Source organism: Aliidiomarina sanyensis, assembly GCF_003987175.1.
Lineage (GTDB): Bacteria > Pseudomonadota > Gammaproteobacteria > Enterobacterales > Alteromonadaceae > Aliidiomarina > Aliidiomarina sanyensis.
In genome coordinates this window covers 35,205-58,492 of sequence record NZ_PIPM01000011.1, presented here as the reverse complement: position 1 = coordinate 58,492, position 23,288 = coordinate 35,205, and the positions used below count along the sequence as shown (strand labels likewise).

The 23,288-nt window shown below is 50.3% G+C and carries 19 protein-coding genes; 6 read left to right on the top strand and 13 right to left on the bottom strand.

The window, feature by feature from the left end; genetic code table 11:
- The first annotated feature begins 612 nt into the window (after window positions 1-612).
- Window positions 613-1,170, top strand: a complete 558-nt coding sequence (locus CWE11_RS09795; protein WP_126777445.1) for a gamma carbonic anhydrase family protein — start codon at window positions 613-615, stop codon at window positions 1,168-1,170.
- Here CWE11_RS09795 and CWE11_RS09790 read toward each other — a convergent pair.
- From CWE11_RS09790 to CWE11_RS09780, 3 genes are read right to left on the bottom strand one after another with little or no spacing between them, the layout of a single operon-like run.
- On the bottom strand, window positions 1,167-4,268 hold the full coding sequence (locus tag CWE11_RS09790; protein WP_126777444.1) for an error-prone DNA polymerase: 3,102 nt from the start codon (window positions 4,266-4,268) through the stop codon (window positions 1,167-1,169). The genes CWE11_RS09795 and CWE11_RS09790 overlap by 4 nt on opposite strands.
- Window positions 4,268-5,644 (bottom strand): Y-family DNA polymerase, encoded by a 1,377-nt coding sequence (locus CWE11_RS09785; RefSeq protein WP_157981341.1) that lies wholly within the window; start codon window positions 5,642-5,644, stop codon window positions 4,268-4,270. The genes CWE11_RS09790 and CWE11_RS09785 overlap by 1 nt, the downstream gene beginning before the upstream one ends.
- Before the next feature lie 18 nt (window positions 5,645-5,662).
- Entirely contained in the window at window positions 5,663-6,328 is a 666-nt protein-coding gene (locus tag CWE11_RS09780) for an ImuA family protein (protein WP_126777442.1), read from the bottom strand.
- Between the two features lie 133 nt (window positions 6,329-6,461).
- On the opposite strand from CWE11_RS09780, the gene CWE11_RS09775 reads away from it, so the two are divergent.
- Both CWE11_RS09775 and CWE11_RS09770 read left to right on the top strand, forming a co-directional pair.
- Complete coding sequence (locus CWE11_RS09775; protein WP_126777441.1) at window positions 6,462-7,370, top strand: acyltransferase; 909 nt, start codon at window positions 6,462-6,464, stop codon at window positions 7,368-7,370.
- A 92-nt stretch (window positions 7,371-7,462) separates the two neighbouring features.
- Window positions 7,463-7,849 (top strand): septal ring lytic transglycosylase RlpA family protein, encoded by a 387-nt coding sequence (locus tag CWE11_RS09770; protein WP_126777440.1) that lies wholly within the window; start codon window positions 7,463-7,465, stop codon window positions 7,847-7,849.
- Window positions 7,850-7,876: 27 nt separating this feature from the next.
- On the opposite strand, the gene CWE11_RS09765 is transcribed toward CWE11_RS09770, so the two are convergent.
- The 9 genes from CWE11_RS09765 to CWE11_RS09725 form a co-directional block, all read right to left on the bottom strand.
- On the bottom strand, window positions 7,877-9,169 hold the full coding sequence (locus tag CWE11_RS09765; protein WP_126777439.1) for a mechanosensitive ion channel family protein: 1,293 nt from the start codon (window positions 9,167-9,169) through the stop codon (window positions 7,877-7,879).
- Window positions 9,170-9,214: 45 nt separating this feature from the next.
- On the bottom strand, window positions 9,215-9,844 hold the full coding sequence (locus CWE11_RS09760) for a thiol:disulfide interchange protein DsbA/DsbL (protein ID WP_126777438.1): 630 nt from the start codon (window positions 9,842-9,844) through the stop codon (window positions 9,215-9,217).
- 69 nt (window positions 9,845-9,913) lie between these two features.
- Window positions 9,914-10,900 carry a serine/threonine protein kinase gene (locus CWE11_RS09755; RefSeq protein ID WP_126777437.1) on the bottom strand — a complete coding sequence of 329 codons (987 nt, stop codon included), beginning with the start codon at window positions 10,898-10,900 and terminating at the stop codon, window positions 9,914-9,916.
- Window positions 10,901-10,935: 35 nt separating this feature from the next.
- Window positions 10,936-12,369: a cytochrome c oxidase accessory protein CcoG gene (gene ccoG, locus CWE11_RS09750; protein WP_420808393.1), complete on the bottom strand. Its 1,434-nt coding sequence runs from the start codon at window positions 12,367-12,369 to the stop codon at window positions 10,936-10,938.
- Between the two features lie 97 nt (window positions 12,370-12,466).
- A complete protein-coding gene (gene mgtE, locus CWE11_RS09745) occupies window positions 12,467-13,822 on the bottom strand; it encodes a magnesium transporter (RefSeq protein WP_126777436.1) in 1,356 nt (451 codons plus the stop codon).
- A gap of 86 nt (window positions 13,823-13,908) precedes the next feature.
- Window positions 13,909-14,952, bottom strand: a complete 1,044-nt coding sequence (locus CWE11_RS09740; RefSeq protein WP_126777435.1) for an FAD:protein FMN transferase — start codon at window positions 14,950-14,952, stop codon at window positions 13,909-13,911.
- Between the two features lie 25 nt (window positions 14,953-14,977).
- Window positions 14,978-15,775, bottom strand: coding sequence for an undecaprenyl-diphosphate phosphatase (locus CWE11_RS09735; RefSeq protein WP_126777434.1), 798 nt, complete (start codon window positions 15,773-15,775; stop codon window positions 14,978-14,980).
- 459 nt (window positions 15,776-16,234) lie between these two features.
- Window positions 16,235-16,762, bottom strand: a complete 528-nt coding sequence (locus tag CWE11_RS09730) for a carboxymuconolactone decarboxylase family protein (RefSeq protein WP_126777433.1) — start codon at window positions 16,760-16,762, stop codon at window positions 16,235-16,237.
- An 81-nt stretch (window positions 16,763-16,843) separates the two neighbouring features.
- The gene (locus CWE11_RS09725) at window positions 16,844-17,401 is read right to left on the bottom strand and encodes a peroxiredoxin (protein ID WP_126777432.1); all 558 of its coding nucleotides are present in this window, start codon (window positions 17,399-17,401) and stop codon (window positions 16,844-16,846) included.
- 156 nt (window positions 17,402-17,557) lie between these two features.
- On the opposite strand from CWE11_RS09725, the gene CWE11_RS09720 reads away from it, so the two are divergent.
- From CWE11_RS09720 to CWE11_RS09710, 3 genes are all read left to right on the top strand, one after another.
- Window positions 17,558-18,472: a hydrogen peroxide-inducible genes activator gene (locus tag CWE11_RS09720; RefSeq protein ID WP_126777431.1), complete on the top strand. Its 915-nt coding sequence runs from the start codon at window positions 17,558-17,560 to the stop codon at window positions 18,470-18,472.
- A gap of 158 nt (window positions 18,473-18,630) precedes the next feature.
- Window positions 18,631-19,779: a PQQ-dependent sugar dehydrogenase gene (locus CWE11_RS09715; protein WP_126777430.1), complete on the top strand. Its 1,149-nt coding sequence runs from the start codon at window positions 18,631-18,633 to the stop codon at window positions 19,777-19,779.
- A gap of 19 nt (window positions 19,780-19,798) precedes the next feature.
- Window positions 19,799-21,901: a TonB-dependent receptor family protein gene (locus CWE11_RS09710; RefSeq protein ID WP_126777429.1), complete on the top strand. Its 2,103-nt coding sequence runs from the start codon at window positions 19,799-19,801 to the stop codon at window positions 21,899-21,901.
- Here CWE11_RS09710 and CWE11_RS09705 read toward each other — a convergent pair whose 3' ends face one another.
- Window positions 21,902-23,275 carry a sigma-54-dependent transcriptional regulator gene (locus CWE11_RS09705; protein WP_126777428.1) on the bottom strand — a complete coding sequence of 458 codons (1,374 nt, stop codon included), beginning with the start codon at window positions 23,273-23,275 and terminating at the stop codon, window positions 21,902-21,904.
- Between the last annotated feature and the right edge of the window lie 13 nt (window positions 23,276-23,288).

Genomic DNA, 23,288 nt, shown 5'->3' with positions numbered 1-23,288 from the left:
TGCAAAGTTGCTTCGTCACCCCAATTAAGAGGCCGAAGCGGCTCAACCATATGAATTTCTGGTGTCTTACTTTTTAGTAAGGCTCCTGCTTTCTAAGCTGAACCAGTTGCCAAATTAATGGCTTGGTTGATGCTTGTCGTCGCAAGTGCCCACACAGATTGCTTGGCTTGATAAATTGTTAAAGAACGTTGCCTCACTCGAGGCGAGGTGCGCATTCTACACACCCCATTTTTTCTGTCAACCGCTTTCGAAAAGTTTTTTCATTTTTCTAAGCTTGTGGTTGCTATCTAGGCTTGTTATCAGAAAGTTAACATCTCTTTATGAGGGGTTAGCTTCTGATTTTGTAGAAACCAGCTGTTTTTAACAGTTTTGATTTCTTTCAAACCCGCTTTCAACTGGCGCAACGCGCTAAGTGCTTGTTGTGTCTGCCGTCGAAGTGGGGCGAATTATATAGACACGAACGAATCCAGCAAGTACTTTTTTGATGTTTTTTGGGTTTTATGATGCGAACGCAGAAAAATCATTCAGATTGACGTATTATCAGACGAAGTTGGTGTGTTTTCTGCTCGAACCAGCAGAAAGCCAGATGTAACAGAGAGGATTGAGGGTGTTATGGCAGTGAATACGTATGTGGGTCGTCCTTATAAAGGTATCTATCCGAGCTTCGGGGCTCAATGCTATGTCGATCCATCCGCCGTTATTGTCGGAGACGTCACATTAGGAGATGACAGTAGTATTTGGCCGCTCGTTGCTGCACGGGGTGATGTGAACCATATTCGCGTTGGCGCACGAACCAATATCCAAGACGGCTCTGTACTCCACGTGACCCGAACAGGTCCAGATGACCCTCATGGCTATCCTTTGCTGATTGGAGACGATGTAACCGTTGGACACCACTGCATGTTACATGGCTGCGTCATCGGTAATCGCATCTTGGTGGGCATGTCTGCTGTCGTCATGGATGGTGCCGTTGTAGAGGATGATGTCATCATTGGGGCGGGTTCATTAGTGCCACCAGGCAAGCGTTTAGAGAGTGGTTATCTTTATGTGGGGAGCCCAGTGAAAAAAGCTCGGCCACTCAATGAGCAGGAGAGGGCATTCTTACAAAAGTCCGCCGAGAACTATGTCTATTTAAAGAATGAGTACTTGCGCGAAAACGCCCAAGGCTAATGAAAGTCCCGTGATTTAATGCGCGCGACCGGCAGGCGTGCGCTTAAATCCCGCATATCACCCGCAACAATATGGATGACATCTCCCTCCATTTCTAAGATTCCTTTTACGCTGAGTAGCGATGCTTTTAACCACTCACGACGTTGTTGGCGCGCTAAATCTTGCCACAGCACCACATTCATCGTGCCCGTATCATCTTCAAGTGTCATAAAGGTAACCCCTGATGCGGTGCCAGGCCGTTGGCGATTCGTAACGACACCGACAATCGTCACCAACTGACCATGCCTGAGTGCTTTTAACTCATGCGCTTTGCGATGAACAGGGAGTTCTCCCATCTCATCAAGTAATGCAACCGGATGCCGGCCCAATGTAAGACCAAGCGTGCTGTAGTCTTCACACATATCATCTAACTCTGTGGGACCAGGTAAGGTGTAATCACCTCGCATGTTCTCTGCAACTGCCAATAACGAGAGTTGATTTGTGTCTGGTTTTGAAGACTCAAGCTTGGTCATATCCCAACGGGTTTGATACCGATGACCTGCCAAAGCAGCAAAAGCATTCGCGCTCGCAAGATGTTCATAAGCTCGACGACTGAGATTGGCGGCGCCTAGCCGCGTTTCTAATGCATCGATATCTGAAAACCCTTGTGCCGGACGTACTCGAACCAAGGCCTCAGCTTCAACTTGTGAGAGCCCTTTGATCAAACGAAAGCCCAACCGAATTGCTGGCTCCCCAGCACGCGCTATCAGTTGGTGGTCCCACTCACTGTGGTTCACACAGATCGGTAAAATCTCAATACCATGCTGACGCGCATCTTGCACAAGTTGTGATGGGGAGTAGAAACCCATCGGATAACTATTTAACAGGCCGACATAAAAAGCCGCAGGGCAATGGTGCTTTAACCATGAAGATGCATAAGCCAAATTGGCAAAGCTAGCGGCGTGCGATTCAGGAAAACCGTATTCTCCAAACCCGCAGATCTGAGCGAATAAACGCTCGGCAAAATCACGGGTATATCCTCGGGCAAGCATCCCACGAATCAATTTATCTTCAAATACGAGGAGTTTCCCTTTACTGCGCCAGCTCGCCATCGCGCGCCTCAACGCATCGGCCTCACCCCCGGTAAACCCTGCCGCGACCATAGCAAGCTTAATCACCTGCTCTTGAAAAATAGGCACGCCTAGAGTCCGTTCGAGCACATCTTTAACTTCCGGCCCCGGATAGGTCACAGCTTCTTTCCCTTCACGACGCCTTAAATACGGATGCACCATGTCACCTTGGATGGGGCCTGGCCGTACAATGGCGATTTGAATCACCAAGTCATAGAAGCAACGTGGCTTTAAGCGAGGCAACATATTCATTTGCGCGCGCGACTCAATCTGAAATACGCCAACCGAGTCCGCTTTCTGTAGCATGCGATACACCTTGTCATCGCCTTGCGGGATACTCGCCAACGTATGGTTCATCTGATAGAAGCGCGGGAGTAGGGCAAGCATTTTGCGAATGGCAGTCAGCATTCCCAGCGCTAACACATCGACCTTCAATAAACAGAGGGCTTCAATGTCGTCTTTATCCCATTGAATCACCGTCCGTTCCGGCATCGATGCATTTTCCACAGGCACTAAATCAGAAAGGTTACCCGCCGCAATCACAAAGCCACCCACATGCTGAGACAGGTGCCGAGGAAAGCGTAAAATACATTCAGTCAACCGAAGTAAATGATGCCCCTGCGGGTGATTCATCACCCCCATTTCTTGCAATTGCGTGCGCCAATCATCCTCTTTGTCGCGCCGATCCAAGCGGTCAATCCACTGTTGAATCCGTGCTTCTGGAAACCCAAGCGCTTTTCCAACATCTTTGAGAGCACTGCGCACACGATAAGTAATCACAGTCGCCGCTAATGCTGCACGCTCACGACCATACTTTTGATAAATATATTGAATCACCTCCTCGCGTCGTTCGTGTTCAAAGTCCACGTCAATATCAGGCGGCTCATTACGCTCGCGCGAAATAAAACGCTCAAAAAGGAGATCTGATTGGGCAGGGTTTACCGCTGTAATGCCTAAGCAATAACACAAGACAGAATTCGCCGCTGAACCTCGGCCTTGATGAAGAATGCCTTGCTGCCGAGCAAAAACCACCAAATCGTAGATAGTCAAAAAGAAATGGGCGTAATGTAACTCTGCAACTAATGCCAATTCATTCTCTAACTGGTCTCGGACCTTATCGGGAGCACCCTGCGGATATCGCCAGCGTAACCCTTGATATCCTAACTGCCGCAAATACTCATTTGGCGTGAAACCTTGTGGCACAACTTCCGCAGGGTATTCATAACGAAGAGAACCTAAATCAAAGTGGCACTGCGCACTAATGTGCAAAGACGCCTCGCGCCATGCTGCGGGGAATATCTGGGTTAAGTCCGCGATAGAGCGCAACGAAACCTCAGCATTTGCATACCGCTTGGCGCCCAAATCCGTCACTTTGCAGCGGGCTCGTATTGCTTGCATTACGTGCAATAGCGGTAATTGTTCTGGCGCATGAATGAGCACACCTCCTGCTGCAACAATAGGCCACTCCCACGCCTCACTCCACACTTTAAGCTGTCTCGTTTGCTGCTTATCTTTCACCGTAAGTTGCCGGTGATACAACAGCCAGTGATGTTTAGGGTAAGCCCCCTTTAGTTGTGCCGCACATGCAGACAAATCCACCTTAGTTTCAAAAGTAGGGCGCCAAAGAACAATGCAATCCTTCAGCGGCAGCTCCCAAAGCATCGCGCCAGAGAACTGATAACTTCCTTTGTCCGCAGCGCGCCGACACCGAGTGATCAAGCCACTCAGCTGGGCATATCCTTGCCGGTTTTTCGCCAACACCACAAATAAACCCAACTCTGGGCAGTTAAACTCACTGCCGTAGATCAGCTTCATTTTATGCGCTTTACTTGCCTGCCATGCTTTTACAACCCCGGCAACAGAACACTCATCGGTGATTGCTAAAGCGGCATAGCCGAGTTCCGCAGCTCGCTCGACCAATACTTCAGGTGCTGAGGCCGCCCGCTGAAAACTGTAATGGGTTAAGCAATGAAGTTCCGCGTAAGCCATTAACTAAACCATCCATGCAACCACCAACAACCCTGTCGATAATCGTAAAAAACCCAACCCGGTTGACCTTTCTGATGGCGCGCATACCAATAATCACGGTCGTAAATTTCTGCTACTTCTTGCGACCACCAGGGTGTACTCAGTCGCTCAGGCCCTTTTAGTAGCTGCCACTCGCGAATATCGATGGGGCAAGGATCAGGCAAGAGCCAAAGGGGACGTTGTTCTGTTTGCGCAACGCCAATGACTTGCCCAGCAGGTACCCGCTTCCATGCAGCTTCCGGTAACCACTCGGCCTGATTTTGAATACCCCACACACGCTGCTGCCCAAGCCGAAGCTGCAATTCATTTAATAAACGAGGAAGCGATTTATTCTGACGCCCAGGACCTCGCAACAAATCAGTTTGTCCTGTCGTCCGCGGCGCGAGTTGGCGCGCCTGAATACTGATTTCAAGAACCGGCGCATTTAATTGGCAATTTTCCATTTTCAGCTGACAAAACTGAGCCAATTCCTGTGCCTGGTAACTACCATGGGCAAAGCCGAGGTCCAGTACCGTAGGTTCCATATCGCGATGGTGAAAACAAAGTTTTAGCTGACGTGTTTCCTGCTGGCGACTTTCCAGAAAATACTCCAAATCCTGCAGTAAACGATTCAGCGGAAATCGCAAGGCTTGCCAACTGCTCGCCTCTGCCAAGAGCTCTAAGCGTTGAAAAAACCACTCTGGGGGGCGAAAGAAGTGGAGCTTCTCAATTTGTTCTCCTTGCACCCGCGCAAGTAAAAGTACGAGTTCTTTTCCTAACCGTCGGCCTGCCAATGCGCGAGGAACCGCTTGCAAGGCGCCCAATGTATGTAGCCCCATACGGCTCAATTTTTCATGTAAAACTGGGGAACAAGGTAAGTACACTACTGGGATATCACCCACCGTAGAAACACCGGATTGAGCGAGCATTTTGGCTTGTAGGGGAGTGCTCCCAAGCCCAGCATGATAACGGACTCCCCATGGGGACAATTGCTGTTGCAGCTGTACACAATGCTGCTGCGGATCAGGATAGAGTTTTTGCATGGGCGTCAAATCAAGCCAAAGCCCTGCGGGAGGATCCAAACTGATGACAGCAAAAACTTGGTATAAATCGGTTGCCACTTGCTGCAGTACATGACGTTGTCGCGCCTCTCGCCAACGCAATGTGTACAGCGCATCACTGAGCAACCACGCATCGGAAAGCGACATCCCCGACTGAATTCCTAGCGCTTCGGCTGGCCCATTCATTTGCAATACACGCTGCTCTTGCTCATGAAACAGCACCACAGGTTTTTCTTTCAACTCCGGCTGCAAAACTTGCATCCGGTCCAACAAGAGCGTTGGGAAATCAAGATACATCCACATCACCTGCCACTCTCAGTTTATCATTGCACCCGCAGTGTTAGAGGATGGTTTGTCGGTGTAACGCAACCAAGTCGGCAATGGCTGGCGTGGCATGCGAATCGGCCACCCTCCATGGCGCTTAAGAAGTTGCCACTGGATATATTCATTCTCATGATGTAACCGAAGGCGAGTTCCGTAGCTTCGTGCATCTTCTGGCTGCCATCCGGTTAGAACAAATACAAACGCATCACTTTCACTGGCCGCCAAGTGCAAGCGCCGTGTGGCAGTGGCGGAAAGATCCTTGGCCCACAATAAAATCATACCCGCTTGGCGACTATGCAAAATGGTTTCTGCCGCCCATAGCGCATCTGAAGCCTGTATGGGAGATAACACAATATGCTGAGCATTTTCACCCATCGACGCTAATGCCGGCGCATTAGGAATGGCCGGAGGTGCTATCCAAAAAATCGGGACTCCTTGCTTTGCGGCTTGTTGCATGGCGGGTCCAAATAGCGTCAGCTCCCCACAAAAGGAGTGAGGAAGTTGTAACTCATGCACGCGACCACGAACCCAGCCACCCGCCAATGCTTGATCGAGTAGGGCATCACCGGTTGAGGCACGCACGGCATCATGTGCCTGACTTTGATGGCCTTGCCATAAAGCACCCGACTCCATTAACTGCTGTAACTGCGGCTGCATAACCACCTCAATACTGTATGTTTATACAGTGTAGTGTAGAGAAATATTCTTTGTTTGCAAGCAGTGCTCTCCTGTTCCTGCTAAGTTCAGGTATCATCTAAGAAAAGAATAAGATCATGGAGAAAATGCCGGCATGTTCAGTTTTCTACCCGCACCTTTGCGCGTCTTGATTAATTTCCTCTGGGGAGCAATTGCGACCCTAGTGATAGGGCTTACCGTCATCTTGCTCGGCATATTTAAGTTTTTAATTCCAATTCCTCCATTCCAACGCTTTGTTTCTCGGTTAGCGAATGGTGTTTTCCGAGGCTGGGCATACTCTGTGTCATGGATGTTTAAAATCAGTTACCCCATTGAGTGGATTATTGAGGGTGACTTACCCGACGACCGAAATGGCTGGTACATGATTCTGTGTAATCATCAAAGTTGGGTTGATATTCCCGCTTTGATGCACTTGTCCCGCAAACAGCTCCCTATGCCACGCTTCTTTTTGAAGCAAGAATTGTTCTGGGTTCCTGTGATTGGAGTGGGCTGCTGGGTGTTAGACATGCCGTTTATGAAGCGCTACAGCAGAGAGCAAATTGAGAAAAATCCAGCATTGAAAGGCAAGGATATCGAAACGACTCGTGAGAAATGCGAGAAGTTTCGGCATATCCCAACCACGGTCATTAACTTTTGTGAAGGCACACGTTTCACGCCCGAGAAACATCAAAAGAAACAAAGTCCTTTTCAGCATTTGTTGCCACCAAAAGCCGGTGGAACTTCATTCACTTTGCAAGCCATGGGTAATCAATTCCAAGAAATTCTTGATATCACCCTGGTTTACCCCGAGCGTAATGAAGAACGTTCGATCGTTTTGGACCTATTAGCCGGGCGCCTAAAAAAGATATACGTCTATATCGACCGCATCCCCGTCACCGATGATTTACGCGGTGATTACTTCAATGATCCTAGGTTTCGTGATCATTTCCAAAACTGGCTCAACGGCCGCTGGAGTCTCAAAGATCAGCGCATTCAAGAGGTCCTCGAGCGCGAGTCCGTTTAATCCCAAGTGTCAAAATTCTGTATAGATTCATGCATCCCTAAAAGCCGCATGCTAGATTCAGCGTCGCTTTTATCAGTTGGGGAACACATTGTATGTCTCGATACCTATTACTTGGGTTCGTGTTATTGAGTGCGCTGTTAAGCGGCTGTTCGAGCACACCTCCACGCTCAAACCCTGAACTAGTCGGATATACCGAGACAGGAGTGGCCTCTTATTACGCCATGAAGTATCAATTCCGGCAAACCGCGAATGGTGAACGTTTCAATCAACTGGCCATGACCGCTGCGCATAAGACGCTGCCTTTTGGGACTCGCGTACGCGTTACAAACCTCACAAATAATCAGAGTGTTGTGGTGCGAATTAATGATCGAGGCCCTTTTATTGAAGGTCGGATTATTGATCTTTCACGCTCGGCATTTAGTCGGATAGGGGATCTGAATTCCGGACTGGTGCAAGTAAAAATAGAGGTCATTGAGTAAACAAGTAAAGGGCTCTAACACAGCCCTTTATTCATCTGCACTCGACTCTTTTAAGGACGTAAAACCAGAGCCACGGATGCGCTCACCAAGCTCGCGCACATCAAGGCCACTTGGGTGTTGGTATGCGCGCAAGCCAAATTCCGGAAGGATCGACAAGAGGTGGTCAAAAATATCGGACTGAATCGCCTCGTACTCTACCCATGCAACGGTGTTGGTGAAACCATACACCTGTAACGGTAAACCATCGGATGTTGGCGACAACTGTCGCACCATCATCGTCATTTCTTGATGGATACCTGGGTGGTTTTTCAGGTAGTTCAGTACATAGGCACGAAATGTCCCAAGGTTCGTAATTCGACGGGTATTGATGGGTACCTTTCCATCGTCTTCAAGACTAGCGTTCCACTCATCAATATCTTTTTGTTTGGTCGCAAGATAATCCCGCAGCAAACGAAACTGGCTCAACCGCTCTTTCTCTTCTGGCTCCAGAAACCCTATGCTCTGCTGATCAAGAAGGAGGTTTCGCATAATTCGGCGCCCTCCAGACTCTTGCATGCCCCGCCAGTTTTTAAACGAGTCGGTGATAAAGCGCCGAGTCGGAATAGTGGTGATGGTTTTATCCCAGTTCTGCACTTTGATTGTATGCAACGCAATATCAATCACATCACCATCCGCATTCAGTGATGGCATCTCGACCCAATCACCAACACGCACAATGTCGTTTGAGGAGATCTGCATACTCGCAACAAGCGATAACAAAGTATCTTGGAAAACCAACATCAACACAGCCGCCATCGCTCCTAGCCCGGAGAGCAGAATAACTGGCGAACGATCAATCAGTGTTGCAATGATCAAGATGGCAGCAACCACATACACGACAATCTTGAGAACTTGGATATACCCTTTAATGGGTTTGAGATGTGCGCCGGGGCGCTTCTCATAGATGGTATTAATGACCGTCAATGCATTGACGATGGCAAGCGCAACCGTCAATACCACAAAGGCATTGGCTACATTCTGAATAATTGCAATCAGAACATCCGGTAAATTCGGGACATGGGCAATCCCGACTGCGATAATCAATGCAGGAATAACATTAGCAATGCGAGCAATAACGGTGTTTTTGGAGAGGGTTTCATCGCGGCCAAGGGGCGATGCACGCAGGGCTCTCATCAAGCCCCGCACAAGCAGGCGCTTCACAACGGCGTTACCAAACCATGCAACGATCAGGAGAACAAACAATCCCGCTGCCATATGCAAATCAGGGTGTTGCTCTAACCACTGCAACGAGTCTGTGACAACCGTAATGACGTCATCCATAACCGCGCCTCAAATCAGCCGAATTAGGTATTTCTGGCGAGTCGCTTATTCTTTTTCCATCAAGTAACGCGCCAGCGCCAAGTATTCGTCAAAGAAATTACGTGAGTTTTGGAATCCTTGTGGATTCATTTGGTATTTCCGATTGACGATGTACGTCGGAGTTGCACGTACATTAAAGGTATCTTGCAACGAACGCATCCGATTCGTCAGACTGCGCACCTGCATACTGTTCCACGCACGATCAAAGCGCTCTTCATCGACACCGAGATCGGCAAATACGGCTTTTGCATCGGAAACTGAGTTCACCCAGCTATTGCGCACGAAATGACGCTGAAATACACGCTCTGCAAAGGCTTCATCAACGCCCAGCACGGTAGCAGTAGCCCAGATCTGCATGATGTTATCGCGCATGGTGTTGTTTGGCACCACGATATTTACATGATATTTCCGGAACGCGTCACCAAACTCATCTTTTAACGTGTCACTGAAGGTTGCAAATTGATAGCACGCATTACAATACAGTGAGAAGAAATCGATGATTTCTGGATTCCGGCTGCGCTGATCACTAATGACGGTGTAGTGCACACCCTCTTGGAAACGGCTTGATGACGCTTCTGCGTAAAGTGAGGTAAAAAACAGGCCGATGGCCAAAAGTACGACTGCGAGTTTCTGCATTTTCTTAAGTCCTATGGAACGAACAACGTCCAATAATTAAGTTCATACGATCCGTATAGCATTATGCCGTCAGTTGAAACCCGGCTGCAAGCGCAGAGGAGCTTCATCCAGAGCGGCAAGTTGCTCCTTCAACGCAAGTATTTGCTGCTCCCAGTACCGCGCTTCCGCGAACCAACTGAAATTGTGGGGAAACGCGGGGTCTTCCCATCGGCGTGCTAACCATGCCATATATTGAATGATTCTGAATGCACGCAAAGGTTCAATTAAGCGCAGCTGACGCGTATCAAATGGCATAAATTCCTCATACCCTTCGACCAGCGTTTCAAGCTGCATTTGCTGTTGCATCCGATCGCCCGAGAGCATCATCCACAGATCCTGCACCGCAGGGCCTTGTCGACAGTCATCAAAATCCACCAATGTCAGACCTTCTGGACGCCACAATAAATTACCAATATGACAATCTCCGTGCAGTCGCACCGTGGGATATGCAGTCCAATCCAGCGCCTTTAAACGCGCCACCACCACATCTAAAATTGTGAAAAATGGGACGTGTAGCGAATCCGGGATCAGCGGGCAGTTTTTTAATACGTGCACAGCCTCCGTCAGGTTCTCTGCATCAATTAATGCGGGTCGCGATGAAAAAGGTCGCGCACTGCCCACCAAGTGTAAACGCCCTAAATGACGCCCAAGATCTTCGAGCTGCTCGAGTTGCTCTGGTTCGAGCGCCCGCCCTCCAATACTAGGAAAGACAGAAAACCGAAAGCCTTGCCAATGGTGTAAGGTCTGACCCTCCAGCTTAAGGGGACACACGACAGGGATTTCTGCAATGGCCAACTCTTCAGTAAACGCATGCTCTTCGAGAATTTGCGCATCCGTCCAGCGTTGCGGCCGATAAAACTTCACCACGTAACGCTTTTGATCATCGGCAAGAAACTGATAGACCCGATTTTCATAGCTATTCAGCGGCAGAAGCCCGGACGTTGGATACAACCCGATGGATTCGATCGCATCCAAAATGGTATCTGGGGTGACTCCTTGAAAACTAAAATCCGACAATATATACGCCCTGTTTGTTGTATAGGAATCAATCGCTATTGATAAATAAAGTTAGTGCGCACACGGCGCCGGATCCGTTCTTCGTCCACCGATTGAATCGTGAAAGTGATTTCTTTGATCGGGGTTTCCAAGAAGAACGGGTCAATCGCAATCGTCACCGGAACCACTTCCGAGCTCTCGGGCTCAAGTACCAAAGATTGTGGGCCATACCATTGCATATCCTCTACACCGCTGACTGAGAAGCTATATTCTTGCGCCTGTTGTGACTTGTTAATCACACGCAAGGTGTACACATTCTCAATCCATCCTTCTTGATTTTCCCGGTACAAACTTGCACGGTCCCGAATCACATCAAACTCAAGTGGGACCCGCAGAATGATATCCGCCACCAAGAGGCCGGTGAGCACCAGAAGGGCAGCGCCATAGCCCACACTCTTGAAGCGGAACACTTTCGTTTTGCCCCCTTCGAGTCGACGCTGAGTGGTAAAGCTAATGAGCTTCTTCGGGTAGCCCATCTTCTCCATCACACTGTCGCAGGCATCAATACAGGCACCGCAATTAATGCACTCGTATTGTAGTCCGTTGCGAATATCGATACCGGTCGGACACACCTGAACACACAAGTTGCAGTCGACACAATCGCCAAGCCCTTCGGACTTTGGATCGATTTTGCGCTTGCGCGGTCCTCGCGGCTCGCCCCGATCGACGTCATACGCCACAATAAAAGTGTCTTTGTCGAACATGGCCGATTGGAACCGCGCGTAAGGACACATGTGCGTGCACATAATCTCGCGCATCCATCCCGCGTTCCCATAGGTCGCAAAGGTAAAGAACAGCACGGAGCCGGTAGCCCAGGCAGAGGCTTGAAGAATAAAGAATTCTTGAAAGAGCGTTCGGATATCCGTGAAATAGCCGACAAAGGTCAACGCAGTAAATAAGGCAACTAGAACCCAAGCGGTGTGTTTCGCTGACTTTCTTAAAAACTTGTCCGCATCCATTGGCCGCTCATCGAGCTTCATGCGCTGATGACGCCCCCCTTCAATCTTGCGTTCGAACCACATGAAAATGAACGTCCATGTGGTTTGGGGGCAGGTAAATCCGCACCATACCCGGCCAAATAGCGTCGTCACAAGAAACAGCGCAAAGGCTGCGACCATAAAGATCCATGCCAATATAGTGAGATCTTGTGGCCACAAGGTCATGCCGAAAATACGAAAGCGTTGATCAAGAAGGTTCAGAAGAATGGCTTGCTCACCGTTCCAGGTCAGCCAAGGCAGGATCAGAAAAAGAGCCATCAAAACGAAGCCGAGTGCCCGACGAGTGGTTTCCACACGCCCCTCTGCTTCACGGACATAGATATGATTTTTACCCCGACCTGAGCCTTTGTCTGGCTTTTTGATTTCAGGTCGTTGCATCTGTACCCCATGATTCTTGGGAGGGGCATCCTGTACTTCAATGGTTTGCTTCACCACGTTATCAACCGCCGTTCTGCATCTTCAGGAATGGGCTCATTATACGCCCATTCCCCTCAAAGATCAGGGCTATCGATAAGATCTGGATCAACAATTAAGCAGGCGGTGTTAATGTTAAGAACGACGCGGCAATACCAAAATAAATGAGAACACCACTCGCATCAGCAATGGTCGTCACCAAGGGCGCACTAGCAACCGCGGGATCCCAGCCAAGACGTTTGAGAATGAACGGTAATAAGACGCCGATCAGACTCCCCACGAGGACAATACTCAACATACTGAGTGCGACAATGGGTACAATCACTGAGTCCACACGGAAAAACGCGACTGTAGCAACCGCAATTGCCATGGTGGTTCCAAGTCCCATCGAAACCAACATTTCTTTCCCAAGCATATACAGCCAATCGCGTCGCTCGACATCATTGGTCGCCATCCCCCGCACAATCAGAGTGGCGGCCTGTGCACCGGTATTGCCCCCCGAAGCAATCAGAAGCGGCAAGAAAAACAGCAAGGCAATGTGGGTTTCGATCGTCTCCTCGAAATACATCAACCCTAGCCCTGAGAAGATGTTGGCAAACACCAAAAGCACTAGCCAGTTAATTCGGCTGCGATAAATCAACACCGGACTTGCTTCTTTAATACTCGACTCGAGCTTTCCAACGGTTGCCGAGCGGTGCATGCTCTCTGTGTCTTCTTCTTGGACCACGTCCATCGCGTCATCGAAGGTTACGATACCGAGCAGCACGTCCTCCTCAGAGACCACAGGAATCGCAATCAAGTCATAACGACTGATGATCCGTGCGGCTTCTGATTGAGGCATTTCCGGCTTTAGAGCGACCACATCACGGGTCATCAAATCCTGAATTTTTTCCGTTGGGGCCGCGGTAATCAGTTCTCGCAACGAGACTACACCGGCAAGACGATGGTCTTTATCCACCACGTACACTTGATAGATAGTTTCTTTTTCGGGTGCAGATTGGCGTAATCGTCGGACCGCATCTTCAACTACACCAGATTCCGGAATAGTCGCATAATCCGACGTCATCACGGCACCAACAGTCCCTTCTTCGTAGCTTGCCAAACGCAACAGGTCTTCCCGATCACGTTTGGCAAGCCGACGCATAACCGCGTCCTGAAGTTTCACATCAAGCAGTGCATACACGTCCGCCCGCTCATCCGAAGACATATCGCGGAATAGTTGTGCGAGCACACTGACTTCCATATGAGAGGCGAGTTCTTGCTGATTCTGCGGACGCAAATAACCGAAAACTTCCGCTTGCTGCTCAGCGTCCATTTTCTCGAGTAAAGTGAGGGTGCTGTACACCTCAAAATTCTGGTCAATGTATTCGGCAATATCCGCAGGAGGGATTTCTTCCAATGCATTGCGCAATGCTTGCTCATCGCCTTGAGCAATCAAATCTATCAGATGTTCATAGCCTTCATATGTCATGACATCTTTGCTCCTCTGTCATGGGCGATTATAGGCCCGTCAAAACGAGCCTGCGCGATTATTTAAACCTGTGAGCTAGCAATATATCAGTGAACCTCGGGAACAACCATGTTGTCGCTATGTTCACGTTCAAATCGATCAGATGCGACCGACTCGAATGTCCCATTTGCTCGGTAGAGAAAGAGCGCCGCGATGTCATGTTCGTTGGCAAACGCAAGTCCGCGCTCTTCTCCTAGAACCATGAATACTGTTGCAAGCGCATCAATCTCGGTGGTGTTCGCTCCGAGCACATTCACACCCGCGAGCCGATGAGCAATCGGTCGGCCCGTGGTTGGATCGATCGTATGGGAATAACGAACCCCATCTTCTTCAAAGTAATTTCGATAATCTCCGGAACCAACCATGGCGATGTCGTACAACGGCAAAATATGTCGGACAACCTGTTGTGCATCATTCGGGGCTTCAATCCCAATATGCCACGTCCGATCTGGGTTCCGTTGACCCCGAGCAATTAAGTCGCCCCCGATGTTAACAAGATGATTATCAAGCCCTTGCTCAAGTAAGTACTCACTTACCGCGTCAACTCCATAACCTTTGGCGATACCTGATAAATCAATAAATACATCGGCATGTCGAGTCACCGTGCGATTATTCGCATCTAATGTAACAAATCGATATCCGACTTCTTGTAACCGTTGTTGAAGCTCATCTTCGTCCGGAGCCGAAGTAATCCGGCCTTGCGGCCCAAATCCCCACAGATTCACCAAGCCACCAACCGTGAAATCAAATGCACCGTCCGAGAGTTCAGCGATGTCATACCCAAGTTGCAGCACATAAAAAAGTGCTTCTGGAACTTCCACAGCCTCTCCCAATGGAGCACGGTTCACTTGGTTGAGTACCGAATCATCTCGGTAGGTCGACATTTGGCGGTCTACTTCATTCAGTACTGCGAGAACGCCTTCTTTGATCTCAGTTTCATCGAAGTCATGCTGTGTACCAATGCTTACCTGAAAAAACGTCCCAAAGATTCGCCCTTCAAGCACCTTTGGCGCAGGTTCCATCCGTGGTCCGCAAGCGCTCAATAGGAGCACGGCAATGAGTAGCAGGAATCCAGTTTTCAACTTCATCATCACGAAACCCTCTCAACGGGATGGTTTACAAAAAGAACCAAAGTAATAAGCCGCCTAACGCAAGGCGGTAAATCACAAACGGCTGCATACCAATGCGCTTAATAAACGCGAGGAAATAGTGAATACATGCATAGGTACTCACAGCAGAAACCACGAAACCTAACAGCAGAATGTCCCACGGCATTTCGGTGCCGTTGCGCAATAGCGTTACCGCTGAAAGTAAGCTCGCTGCCGCAATAATTGGAATCGACAACAAAAATGAGAAGCGTGCTGCGGCCTCCCGCGACATTCCCAAAAACAGCGCTGCGGTCATGGTAATACCCGAACGTGACGTGCCTGGGATCAGGGCGATGGCTTGCGCAAACCCGATAATCAAGACGTCTTTCAAAGTTAGCGAATACTCGTCCCGATCGCCACGTCCCTTCCAATCAGCCAAACCGAGCAACAAACCAAAGACGATAAGTGCGACACCCATGATCACTTCGCTACGCAACAATCCTTCAGCGGCATCTTTGAAAATCAATCCGAGAACACCGGCGGGGATCGTTCCGATAATGACCCACCACGCCAATTTCGAATCTTTGGTTTTTTCGCCACCACTGACTGCGCCCATCCAATCCCGAATCATGGTGAAGATCTCCTTACGGAAATAAGTAATTACCGCGACGAGCGACCCCGCGTGCAATATCACATCAAAGTCCAGACCTTGATACACCTCGCCAAGCCACTGACCCGCCAACACGAGGTGCGCTTGGCTAGAAATGGGTAAGAACTCCGTCAATCCTTGCACAATGGCAAGCCAAAACGCGGTTATGTAATCCATTAAAAACCTTTTACAACGAGAAAAGCAGCCCCCACGGCTGCTCTATGAAAACCTGTGCGCATAGTGTACCAGAGCCCTACAAAATTATGAACGATACCAACGTTCTTTGAGGGGCATCCATGAAGCGATTGAGGGCGCGTACCTAGATGGTACGTAACCGATTGAGATTTATGGATAACGCCGGCATGGAATTCCCTGACAAGCCACCCCATCTTGGCTCGAAGCGCAGGCAGGTGATTTCAGGCCAAGGCATCCGTGAAGCGATTGAGGGCGCGTACCTAGATGGTACGTAACCGATTGAGATTTATGGATAACGCCGGCATGGAATTCCCTGACAAGCCACCCAAAAAAAAGCCCGTCAGGGGGTGACGGGCTAAAGCTCACGGTCTTTGGGGAAAACCGCAGTTTTTGCCCCAGGGGAAACATGTGTGGAGAGCGTACTCCCCTGGGATTGCAAAATTATGACAATGCGCGCGCTGTTTTCGCAGCGTTCAAGACCGCTGCCAGCTTCACCGATGTCTGAATGGCTTGAGCACTCACGCCGTGCTTCAAAAGCACACCGACGTGCGAATCAATGCACATCCCGCAGCCGTTCAATGCAGAAACCGCGAGGGAATAAAGTTCGAAATCCGCTTTGTCCACACCGGGGTTCGCCATACCATTCATGCGCAAGCCAGCAGGCAGTTTCGCAAATTGTTTATCGGTACTGAGGTGGACAAAACGATAGTAAATGTTGTTCATCGCCATCAAAGTGGCAGCAATTTTTGCCGCTCCAAATACGTTGGCATCCACTTTATCGTGGGCTTCAGTCTCAACCGCTTCGATCAATTCGCGGTTGTCGAGGGCATAGACCAGAGAGAGGGCAGTTCCATAAAACTGCACTGGGGTCATGCCTGAGGAATCAACATTGCCGAACAAATTCGATAGGTTCAGCTTAATATCTTTACCGTGGTCACCCAGGTTCTGCTTGTATTCTGCAATTGCCATGATGTCTCTCAATCTCGTGTTGGGGGGTGTCTAGTTCATCTTTTAAAGGGCCAGCGCCGAAGCGCTGGCCATCAGCTGCAGTTAAGCGACTTGAAGGGTGTCACCGCCAACAGGGCGGTTACATGGACACAGCTCGTCAGTCTGCAGACCGTCAAGAATCCGCAGGACTTCCGCTGGATTCCGACCCACGTTCAAGGCGTTGACCGATACGTGCTGAATAACGTTGTGCGGGTCGACGATGAAGGTCGCACGCAGCGCAACGTTTTCCGCTTTGTCGCGAATACCTAAGCCGTCTACCAGATCACCTGCCGTGTCAGCGAATGAGTACTGGTTCAAACCGTTCAGATCTGGGTGCTCACGGCGCCATGCTAACTTCACGAATTCGTTGTCTGTGCTGCCGCCGAGTACAACTGCATCACGGTCTGCGAACTCTTCGTTCAGCTTCGCAAACTCAACGATTTCAGTTGGGCACACGAAGGTGAAATCTTTTGGATAGAAGAAAATGACTTTCCACTTCCCTGCGAAGCTGTCCTGCGTGATAGTTTCGAACGCGCTCTCACCGTTTTCCTCTGGCATGTTAAAGCCAGGCTTCGCGGCGACTACAGAAAACTCGGGCAACGTATCACCAATTGTTAACATATTGTATTTTCTCCAAAAGTTTGGGGTTGGTCTTAAACTCGGGATGCATAGTAGCGATCAGTGACTATTGATTAAAACGAATAAAAGCTATTAATATAATCGGATATTATGATTAGACGTTTGGCCTTGCTTTGAGCGTCACCGTCGGAGTGAAATATGAGTAAATTGCCCAGCCTGAAAAACCTTAGCTATTTGTTGGCACTGCACCAACACCAAAACTTTAACCGGGCAGCTCAGGCGTGCTTTGTAAGCCAGTCTACGTTGAGTAGTGGGATTCAAAATTTAGAAGAGCAGCTCGGATGCCAGCTGATTGAACGTGATCATAAGTCTTTTTTGTTCACGGGCATGGGTGAGGAAATTGTGGAGCGCGCTCGCGCTATCCTGACCAGCACCGAAGAGCTCGTAAATCATGCGCAAAGTCAGGGAAAAATTATGGAGGGCCCACTCCGCGTTGGCTGCATTCCCACCATAGGCCCATTTATGCTCGGTCCTTTGAGTCGCCGGCTTCGAGACCAATACCCGAAGCTCGAACTGCTGATTCGCGAAGACACCACCCAGCAGCTCATGAATTTACTTCGAGATGGTGAACTCGATGTGCTTATCGTGGCGTTGCCGATCGATCTGCAGGGAAATCAGCAATGGGTTATTGGCCAAGACCCCTTCAAAATGGTACTCACTGAAGAAATGGCGAGCATCGCGGGGGATCCTGTCATCTACAACAAGCTACCTGATAAAAGCATTTTCTTGCTTGAGAAAGAACACTGCCTGACGGAGCACGCGGTGACGGCTTGTCGTCTTGGTAATCGCGAGAAAGTAAACCCTTTTACTGCCTCGAGTCTCCACAGCCTCGTACAAATGGCAGAATCCCTCAATGGGGCAACCTTTGTCCCTCAAATGGCGATCGATGCCGGAATTCTCAATGGAACCGAATTGACCACGGTCGACCCAACCGATGGTGAAGCCTATCGAGAAATTGGTTTGGTGTTCCGCCCGACAACCAGCCGTCGTCAGACGTTTCGAAAACTTGCAGAGGAGTTGGCTGCATTGTTACCCATCTCAACACTAAAGTAAGTCCTTGCGAACCATCCTAAAAAATCGTCGAGTCAACGTCTGAACTGATCGAATTTTGCAGGAAAATGGTAATGATCTATTGTTATTAATCCAAGTCAGCGCCAAAGATGGCGCTGACTACTTCTAAAACTGAGAAGTTTTCAACCAAGGAGTGACACATGAAAATCGCATCCATTGCGTTGGCTACATCCCTCGCACTCGGCACATCTGCATTGCTTGTTTCCCAAGCCGAGGCGAAAACCATCGAAACCCGTTGGGCCGATGTTGAAGTTGAAACGGTTGCTGATGGTTTGGTCCGCCCGTGGGGTATCGCTTTTCTGCCAGAAGGGCGGATGCTCGTAACTGAAATGGAAGGCCGTTTGCGCATTATTGAAGCAGACGGAACCTTGGGCGATCCGATTCGTGGTGTTCCTGAAGTGATCGTGCGGAATCAGGGTGGCCTGCTTGATGTCGCCTTAGCACCTGATTTCGAAACATCGAATCGAATTTACATCTCATGGTCTGAACCTGAAGCATCCGGCAGCAACATTACCAGCACAGCTGTTGGGCATGCCGTTCTTGGGGATGGTGAGCTTGTCGGCTTTGAACGCATCTTCAGCCAATATCCAAAAGTGGAAGGCGGGCGTCACTATGGCGGACGTATGGTCTTTAGCCAAGACGGTCGTTATCTCTTCGTCGGCTTGGGTGACCGCGGTCATCAAATGATGGAATCGCAAGATCTCGACAGCCATACCGGGACGTTGATCCGTCTCTATGCAAACGGCGACGTTCCACAGGATAACCCGTTTGTTGGACGCGAGGGTGCACTGCCTGAAATTTGGTCTTACGGCCACCGGAACATTCAAGGCATTGATATTCAACCTAGCACCGGCCGAGTTTGGGCCGTTGAGCATGGCCCTCAAGGCGGAGATGAACTGAATCTGCCCGAGCCTGGTAAAAACTATGGTTGGCCACTGGCTACTCACGGAGAGGCCTACGGTGGTGGGCAAATGAGCGAGACAGTCGGCTTTTATGTCGAAGGGACCGAATTGCCCGTTTGGCATTGGACACCTTCCATTGCCGTTGCTGGAATGACCTTTTACGACGGTGATGCATTCCCAGAGTGGCAAGGGAATGTGCTAGCAGCAGGCTTACGAGGTGAAGTTATCGCGCGTCTCGAAATTGATGGCGACCGCGTCATTCACGAAGAGCGTATGGATATGGACTATCGTATCCGAGAAATCCGTCAAGGTCCCGACGGTTATCTTTACCTGCTGACCGATGAGCGCGAAAACGCCAAAGTACTGCGGATGCGTCCAGCGAATTAAACCGACCAAGGAGTAAGCAATGACCCAGGCTTTTGTAGTGCCGAGTCTAAGCAGCTTCGCCGTCAACCCGATCAGGCTCGCTATCTTGGCGAGCCTGTTTATTTCTGGGGCGGCTGCACAAGCACAAGAGCAATCACAGGAATCCGACGCGGCAGCACGCGCCGATGAATATGTGGTGGTCACCGCAACCCGTTCAGAGCGCCCCTGGCTTGCAACGCCTGCTTCGGTTGAGCGCGTGGAAGTCGATCAGCAACTTCCTGGCCAACGAACCGATGCAGCGGAGCTGCTACAAGGATTAACGGGCGTTCAAGTCGACACGCGGTATAACTTCGCCCAAGACACACGCATCACATTACGAGGCTTTGGTGCCCGTGCGGCATTCGGAGTTCGAGGTGTGCGTCTGCGCCTCGATGGCATTCCGTTGTCGATGCCCGATGGACAAGCACAAACGTCCAGCATTTTGCTCGACGAACCCGCTCGGGTCGAGGTACTTCGGGGGCCCTTCGCAGCAATTTATGGAAACTCCGCCGGTGGCGTGATTGATCTACAAAGTGAACGTCCCCAAGAGCGTCTCGTCCGCTTCGATGGAAGTGCAGGCTCCGCGTCCCGCGAGAAGCAACGAGCGCGGGGTGTATACAGTACGGATCGTTCCGCCGTCACGTTGGATTACGTGCGCTTCCGCACCGCTGGGGATCGCCCGAATAGTCAGGTTAAACGCGATCAATGGGCCGGTCGATGGTACTACGACCTCACCGATAGCATGGAGCTGATTGTTCGCTGGGACGACAATGATGCACCATTGCTTGAAGATCCCCTTGCCTTAACCCCTGAACAATGGCGCGCCGATCCAAATCAAATAGCAGCACCGGCCCTCACCTTCGGAACGCGCAAAACCATTCGCCATCGACAGCAGTCCGTTACCTTGCGGGAACGTCTTCCCCAGCATGAATGGCAAGTGGGGGTGTGGAACGGACAGCGGGATGTGGTGCAGTATCTCGCTTTTCCGGGCTCTGCGATCACCGCAAGCGGAGGAGTTGTCGACCTTGAACGCAGCTTTTCAGGACTTCATGGAAGTTACGCGTGGCAGCCCTTGCGCGACATCGATTGGCGTCTCACCCTGGGTGTTGATCTCGAACGACAAACCGATGAGCGCTTAGGTTTTATCAATGATATGGGCGTACGGGGCGATCTCCGTCGCGATGAGACTGGAAAAGTCCGCAGTTACGACGGTTCCATCATTAGTGATGTGCAGCTCACCTCCAATCTCGTTTGGCTTGCTGGTGTCCGCTATAGCGACCTTGATTTTCGTGTCGATGACCGCTTTATCGTGCCCGGCAACCCGGACGATAGCGGAGAAACGCAATACGCTGAGTGGAGTTGGAGTACCGGTCTGAACTATCAGATCTCGCAGACAATGAGCGCTTTTGTAGCAACGGGACGCGGATTTGAAACGCCAACGCTGACGGAAATGGCCTATCAAAATGAAGGGACTGGATTGAACACCGAGCTCCGTGCTGCACAACTTGATCAACATGAGCTTGGCCTCAAATGGTTTTATTCCACAATTCGTGGTCAGGCGTCTATCTTTACCATCGACACGCGAGATGATCTTGTCGTAGACCAAAGTATCGACGGTCGGACGACCTACCGTAACGCGGCGCGCACTCGCCGCGACGGTGCGGAGTTAAGTCTCCAGTGGGATTGGAGTCCGAACTGGTCCTTGCGCAGTGCTTATACCTGGCTCGATGCACGTTATGTTGGGGAAGCGAACGATGGGAATCGTCTGCCTGGGCTCGCGCGCTCGAATCTGTATACGCAAGTTGAGTGGCGTCCGCTGACTCAAAGTGGACTCCGTATCCAGCTAGCCGCACAGTATCGCTCGCGCGTTGCGACCACGGATGCGAACGATGAATATGCGCCATCCGCAACGGTCTGGAGCGCAGCGGTCCAGCATCCAATGCAGTGGGGTGATTGGGAGGTTTTACCTTGGTTCCGGTTAGAAAACCTGACGGACAAAACCTATGTGGGTTCCGTGGTGGTCAATCAAGGCAACGGTCGCTCGTTTGAACCGGCACCCGGTCGGATCTGGCTCGCTGGATTCGAGCTGACACGCCGCTTTTAGCTAGTCATCCGTATCGGACTCTGACTCCTCGGTCTGCGCTAACCAACGATACAAAGTCCGCCGAGTAACCCCAAGAATCTCGGCGGCTTTTCGTTTATTTCCTCCCGTCTCTCGCAGTACGTATTGCACATATTCCTGTTGTACTTCATCGAGACTTCGCAGCGGCTGTTTTTGTGTCTCATTTGCCGCAGGTTCTGGAAATTCGAGTGTCTGTTGCATCCGCTCCGGCAGGTGATGAGCCTCAATAACCGGTCCTTCTGAGAAGGTTACAGCACGCTCAATTGCGTTCTGCAACTCACGGACATTTCCCGGAAATGGATAACGGTAAATGCGATCCATTGCCTCCGGGCTGAAGACCGGAGGATTTTCTTGTGTTTTGGTTAAGTTCGCTAAAATTGTTTGGGCGAGTAGTTCTCGGTCATCACCCCGTTCACGCAATGCAGGAACCTGTAAGCTCAGTGTTTCGAGACGATAAAATAAGTCCTGCCGAAATTTCCCTTCTGCAACATCTGCTTCGAGGTCTCGGTGGGTCGCCGCAACAATGCGCACATCGACCGTTACTTCACGGTCCGAGCCAACCGGTCGCATACTTCCTTCTTGCAGGACACGCAGCAACTTCGCTTGAAGGTCCAACGGCATTTCGCCTATTTCATCAAGCAGTAACGTTCCCCCCTCAGCTTCTTTCAACAGGCCTGCACGCGCTTTTTGCGCGCCGGTAAACGCCCCTGCCGCATGGCCAAAAAACTCACTTTCCATGAGCTCTGCGGGAATACCTGCACAGTTCACCGCCCGAAAGGGCCCCTCAGCGCGCTGACTTTCTGCATGAATTGCCCGAGCAACAAGCTCTTTCCCTGTGCCACTCTCACCCAGGACTAGAACCGGCGCGTCTGACCCAGCGACTTGAGCAATCCGTTGATAAAGCTGGCGCATCACACGGCTCTTACCGAGCATTCCATGAAAGTCATCTGCCCGTTGTTCCGCTCGCATACTGGCCACCTCGGTTCGTAAACGGCGATTGTCCAACAAGCGCTGTACGCTGATTAAGAGATGTTCAATATCGAGCGGTTTGGTTAAAAAGTCGTCGGCTCCTTGCTTCAGTGCTTCGACCGCTTGATTCACCGTTCCAAACGCTGTGATCAGAAGCATGGCTGGCGCATCGGGTAAGGCTTTTAATCGCGGTATTAAGCTCATCCCATCGGCCCCAGGTAAACGCAAGTCACTAATCACCAAACTCGGCTGGTGATTTTCGGTCAGCGGCCAACCGGTTTCTACGGATTCTGCATGCCAAACCTCAAAACTTTCCGCTTCAAGCTCTTCGACGAGAAGCTCTGCAAGTCCTGGGTCATCTTCAATTACAACGATTCGCTCTTTCATATAGTCTCAATTA

Coding starts and splice junctions, on each gene's coding strand:
- CWE11_RS09795 (WP_126777445.1), top strand. CDS start 613: ATGGCAGTGAATACGTATGTGGGTCGTCCTTATAAAGGTATCTATCCG.
- CWE11_RS09790 (WP_126777444.1), bottom strand. CDS start 4,268: ATGGCTTACGCGGAACTTCATTGCTTAACCCATTACAGTTTTCAGCGG.
- CWE11_RS09785 (WP_157981341.1), bottom strand. CDS start 5,644: ATGTATCTTGATTTCCCAACGCTCTTGTTGGACCGGATGCAAGTTTTG.
- CWE11_RS09780 (WP_126777442.1), bottom strand. CDS start 6,328: ATGCAGCCGCAGTTACAGCAGTTAATGGAGTCGGGTGCTTTATGGCAA.
- CWE11_RS09775 (WP_126777441.1), top strand. CDS start 6,462: ATGTTCAGTTTTCTACCCGCACCTTTGCGCGTCTTGATTAATTTCCTC.
- CWE11_RS09770 (WP_126777440.1), top strand. CDS start 7,463: ATGTCTCGATACCTATTACTTGGGTTCGTGTTATTGAGTGCGCTGTTA.
- CWE11_RS09765 (WP_126777439.1), bottom strand. CDS start 9,169: ATGGATGACGTCATTACGGTTGTCACAGACTCGTTGCAGTGGTTAGAG.
- CWE11_RS09760 (WP_126777438.1), bottom strand. CDS start 9,844: ATGCAGAAACTCGCAGTCGTACTTTTGGCCATCGGCCTGTTTTTTACC.
- mgtE (WP_126777436.1), bottom strand. CDS start 13,822: ATGACATATGAAGGCTATGAACATCTGATAGATTTGATTGCTCAAGGC.
- CWE11_RS09740 (WP_126777435.1), bottom strand. CDS start 14,952: ATGATGAAGTTGAAAACTGGATTCCTGCTACTCATTGCCGTGCTCCTA.
- CWE11_RS09735 (WP_126777434.1), bottom strand. CDS start 15,775: ATGGATTACATAACCGCGTTTTGGCTTGCCATTGTGCAAGGATTGACG.
- CWE11_RS09730 (WP_126777433.1), bottom strand. CDS start 16,762: ATGGCAATTGCAGAATACAAGCAGAACCTGGGTGACCACGGTAAAGAT.
- CWE11_RS09725 (WP_126777432.1), bottom strand. CDS start 17,401: ATGTTAACAATTGGTGATACGTTGCCCGAGTTTTCTGTAGTCGCCGCG.
- CWE11_RS09720 (WP_126777431.1), top strand. CDS start 17,558: ATGAGTAAATTGCCCAGCCTGAAAAACCTTAGCTATTTGTTGGCACTG.
- CWE11_RS09715 (WP_126777430.1), top strand. CDS start 18,631: ATGAAAATCGCATCCATTGCGTTGGCTACATCCCTCGCACTCGGCACA.
- CWE11_RS09710 (WP_126777429.1), top strand. CDS start 19,799: ATGACCCAGGCTTTTGTAGTGCCGAGTCTAAGCAGCTTCGCCGTCAAC.
- CWE11_RS09705 (WP_126777428.1), bottom strand. CDS start 23,275: ATGAAAGAGCGAATCGTTGTAATTGAAGATGACCCAGGACTTGCAGAG.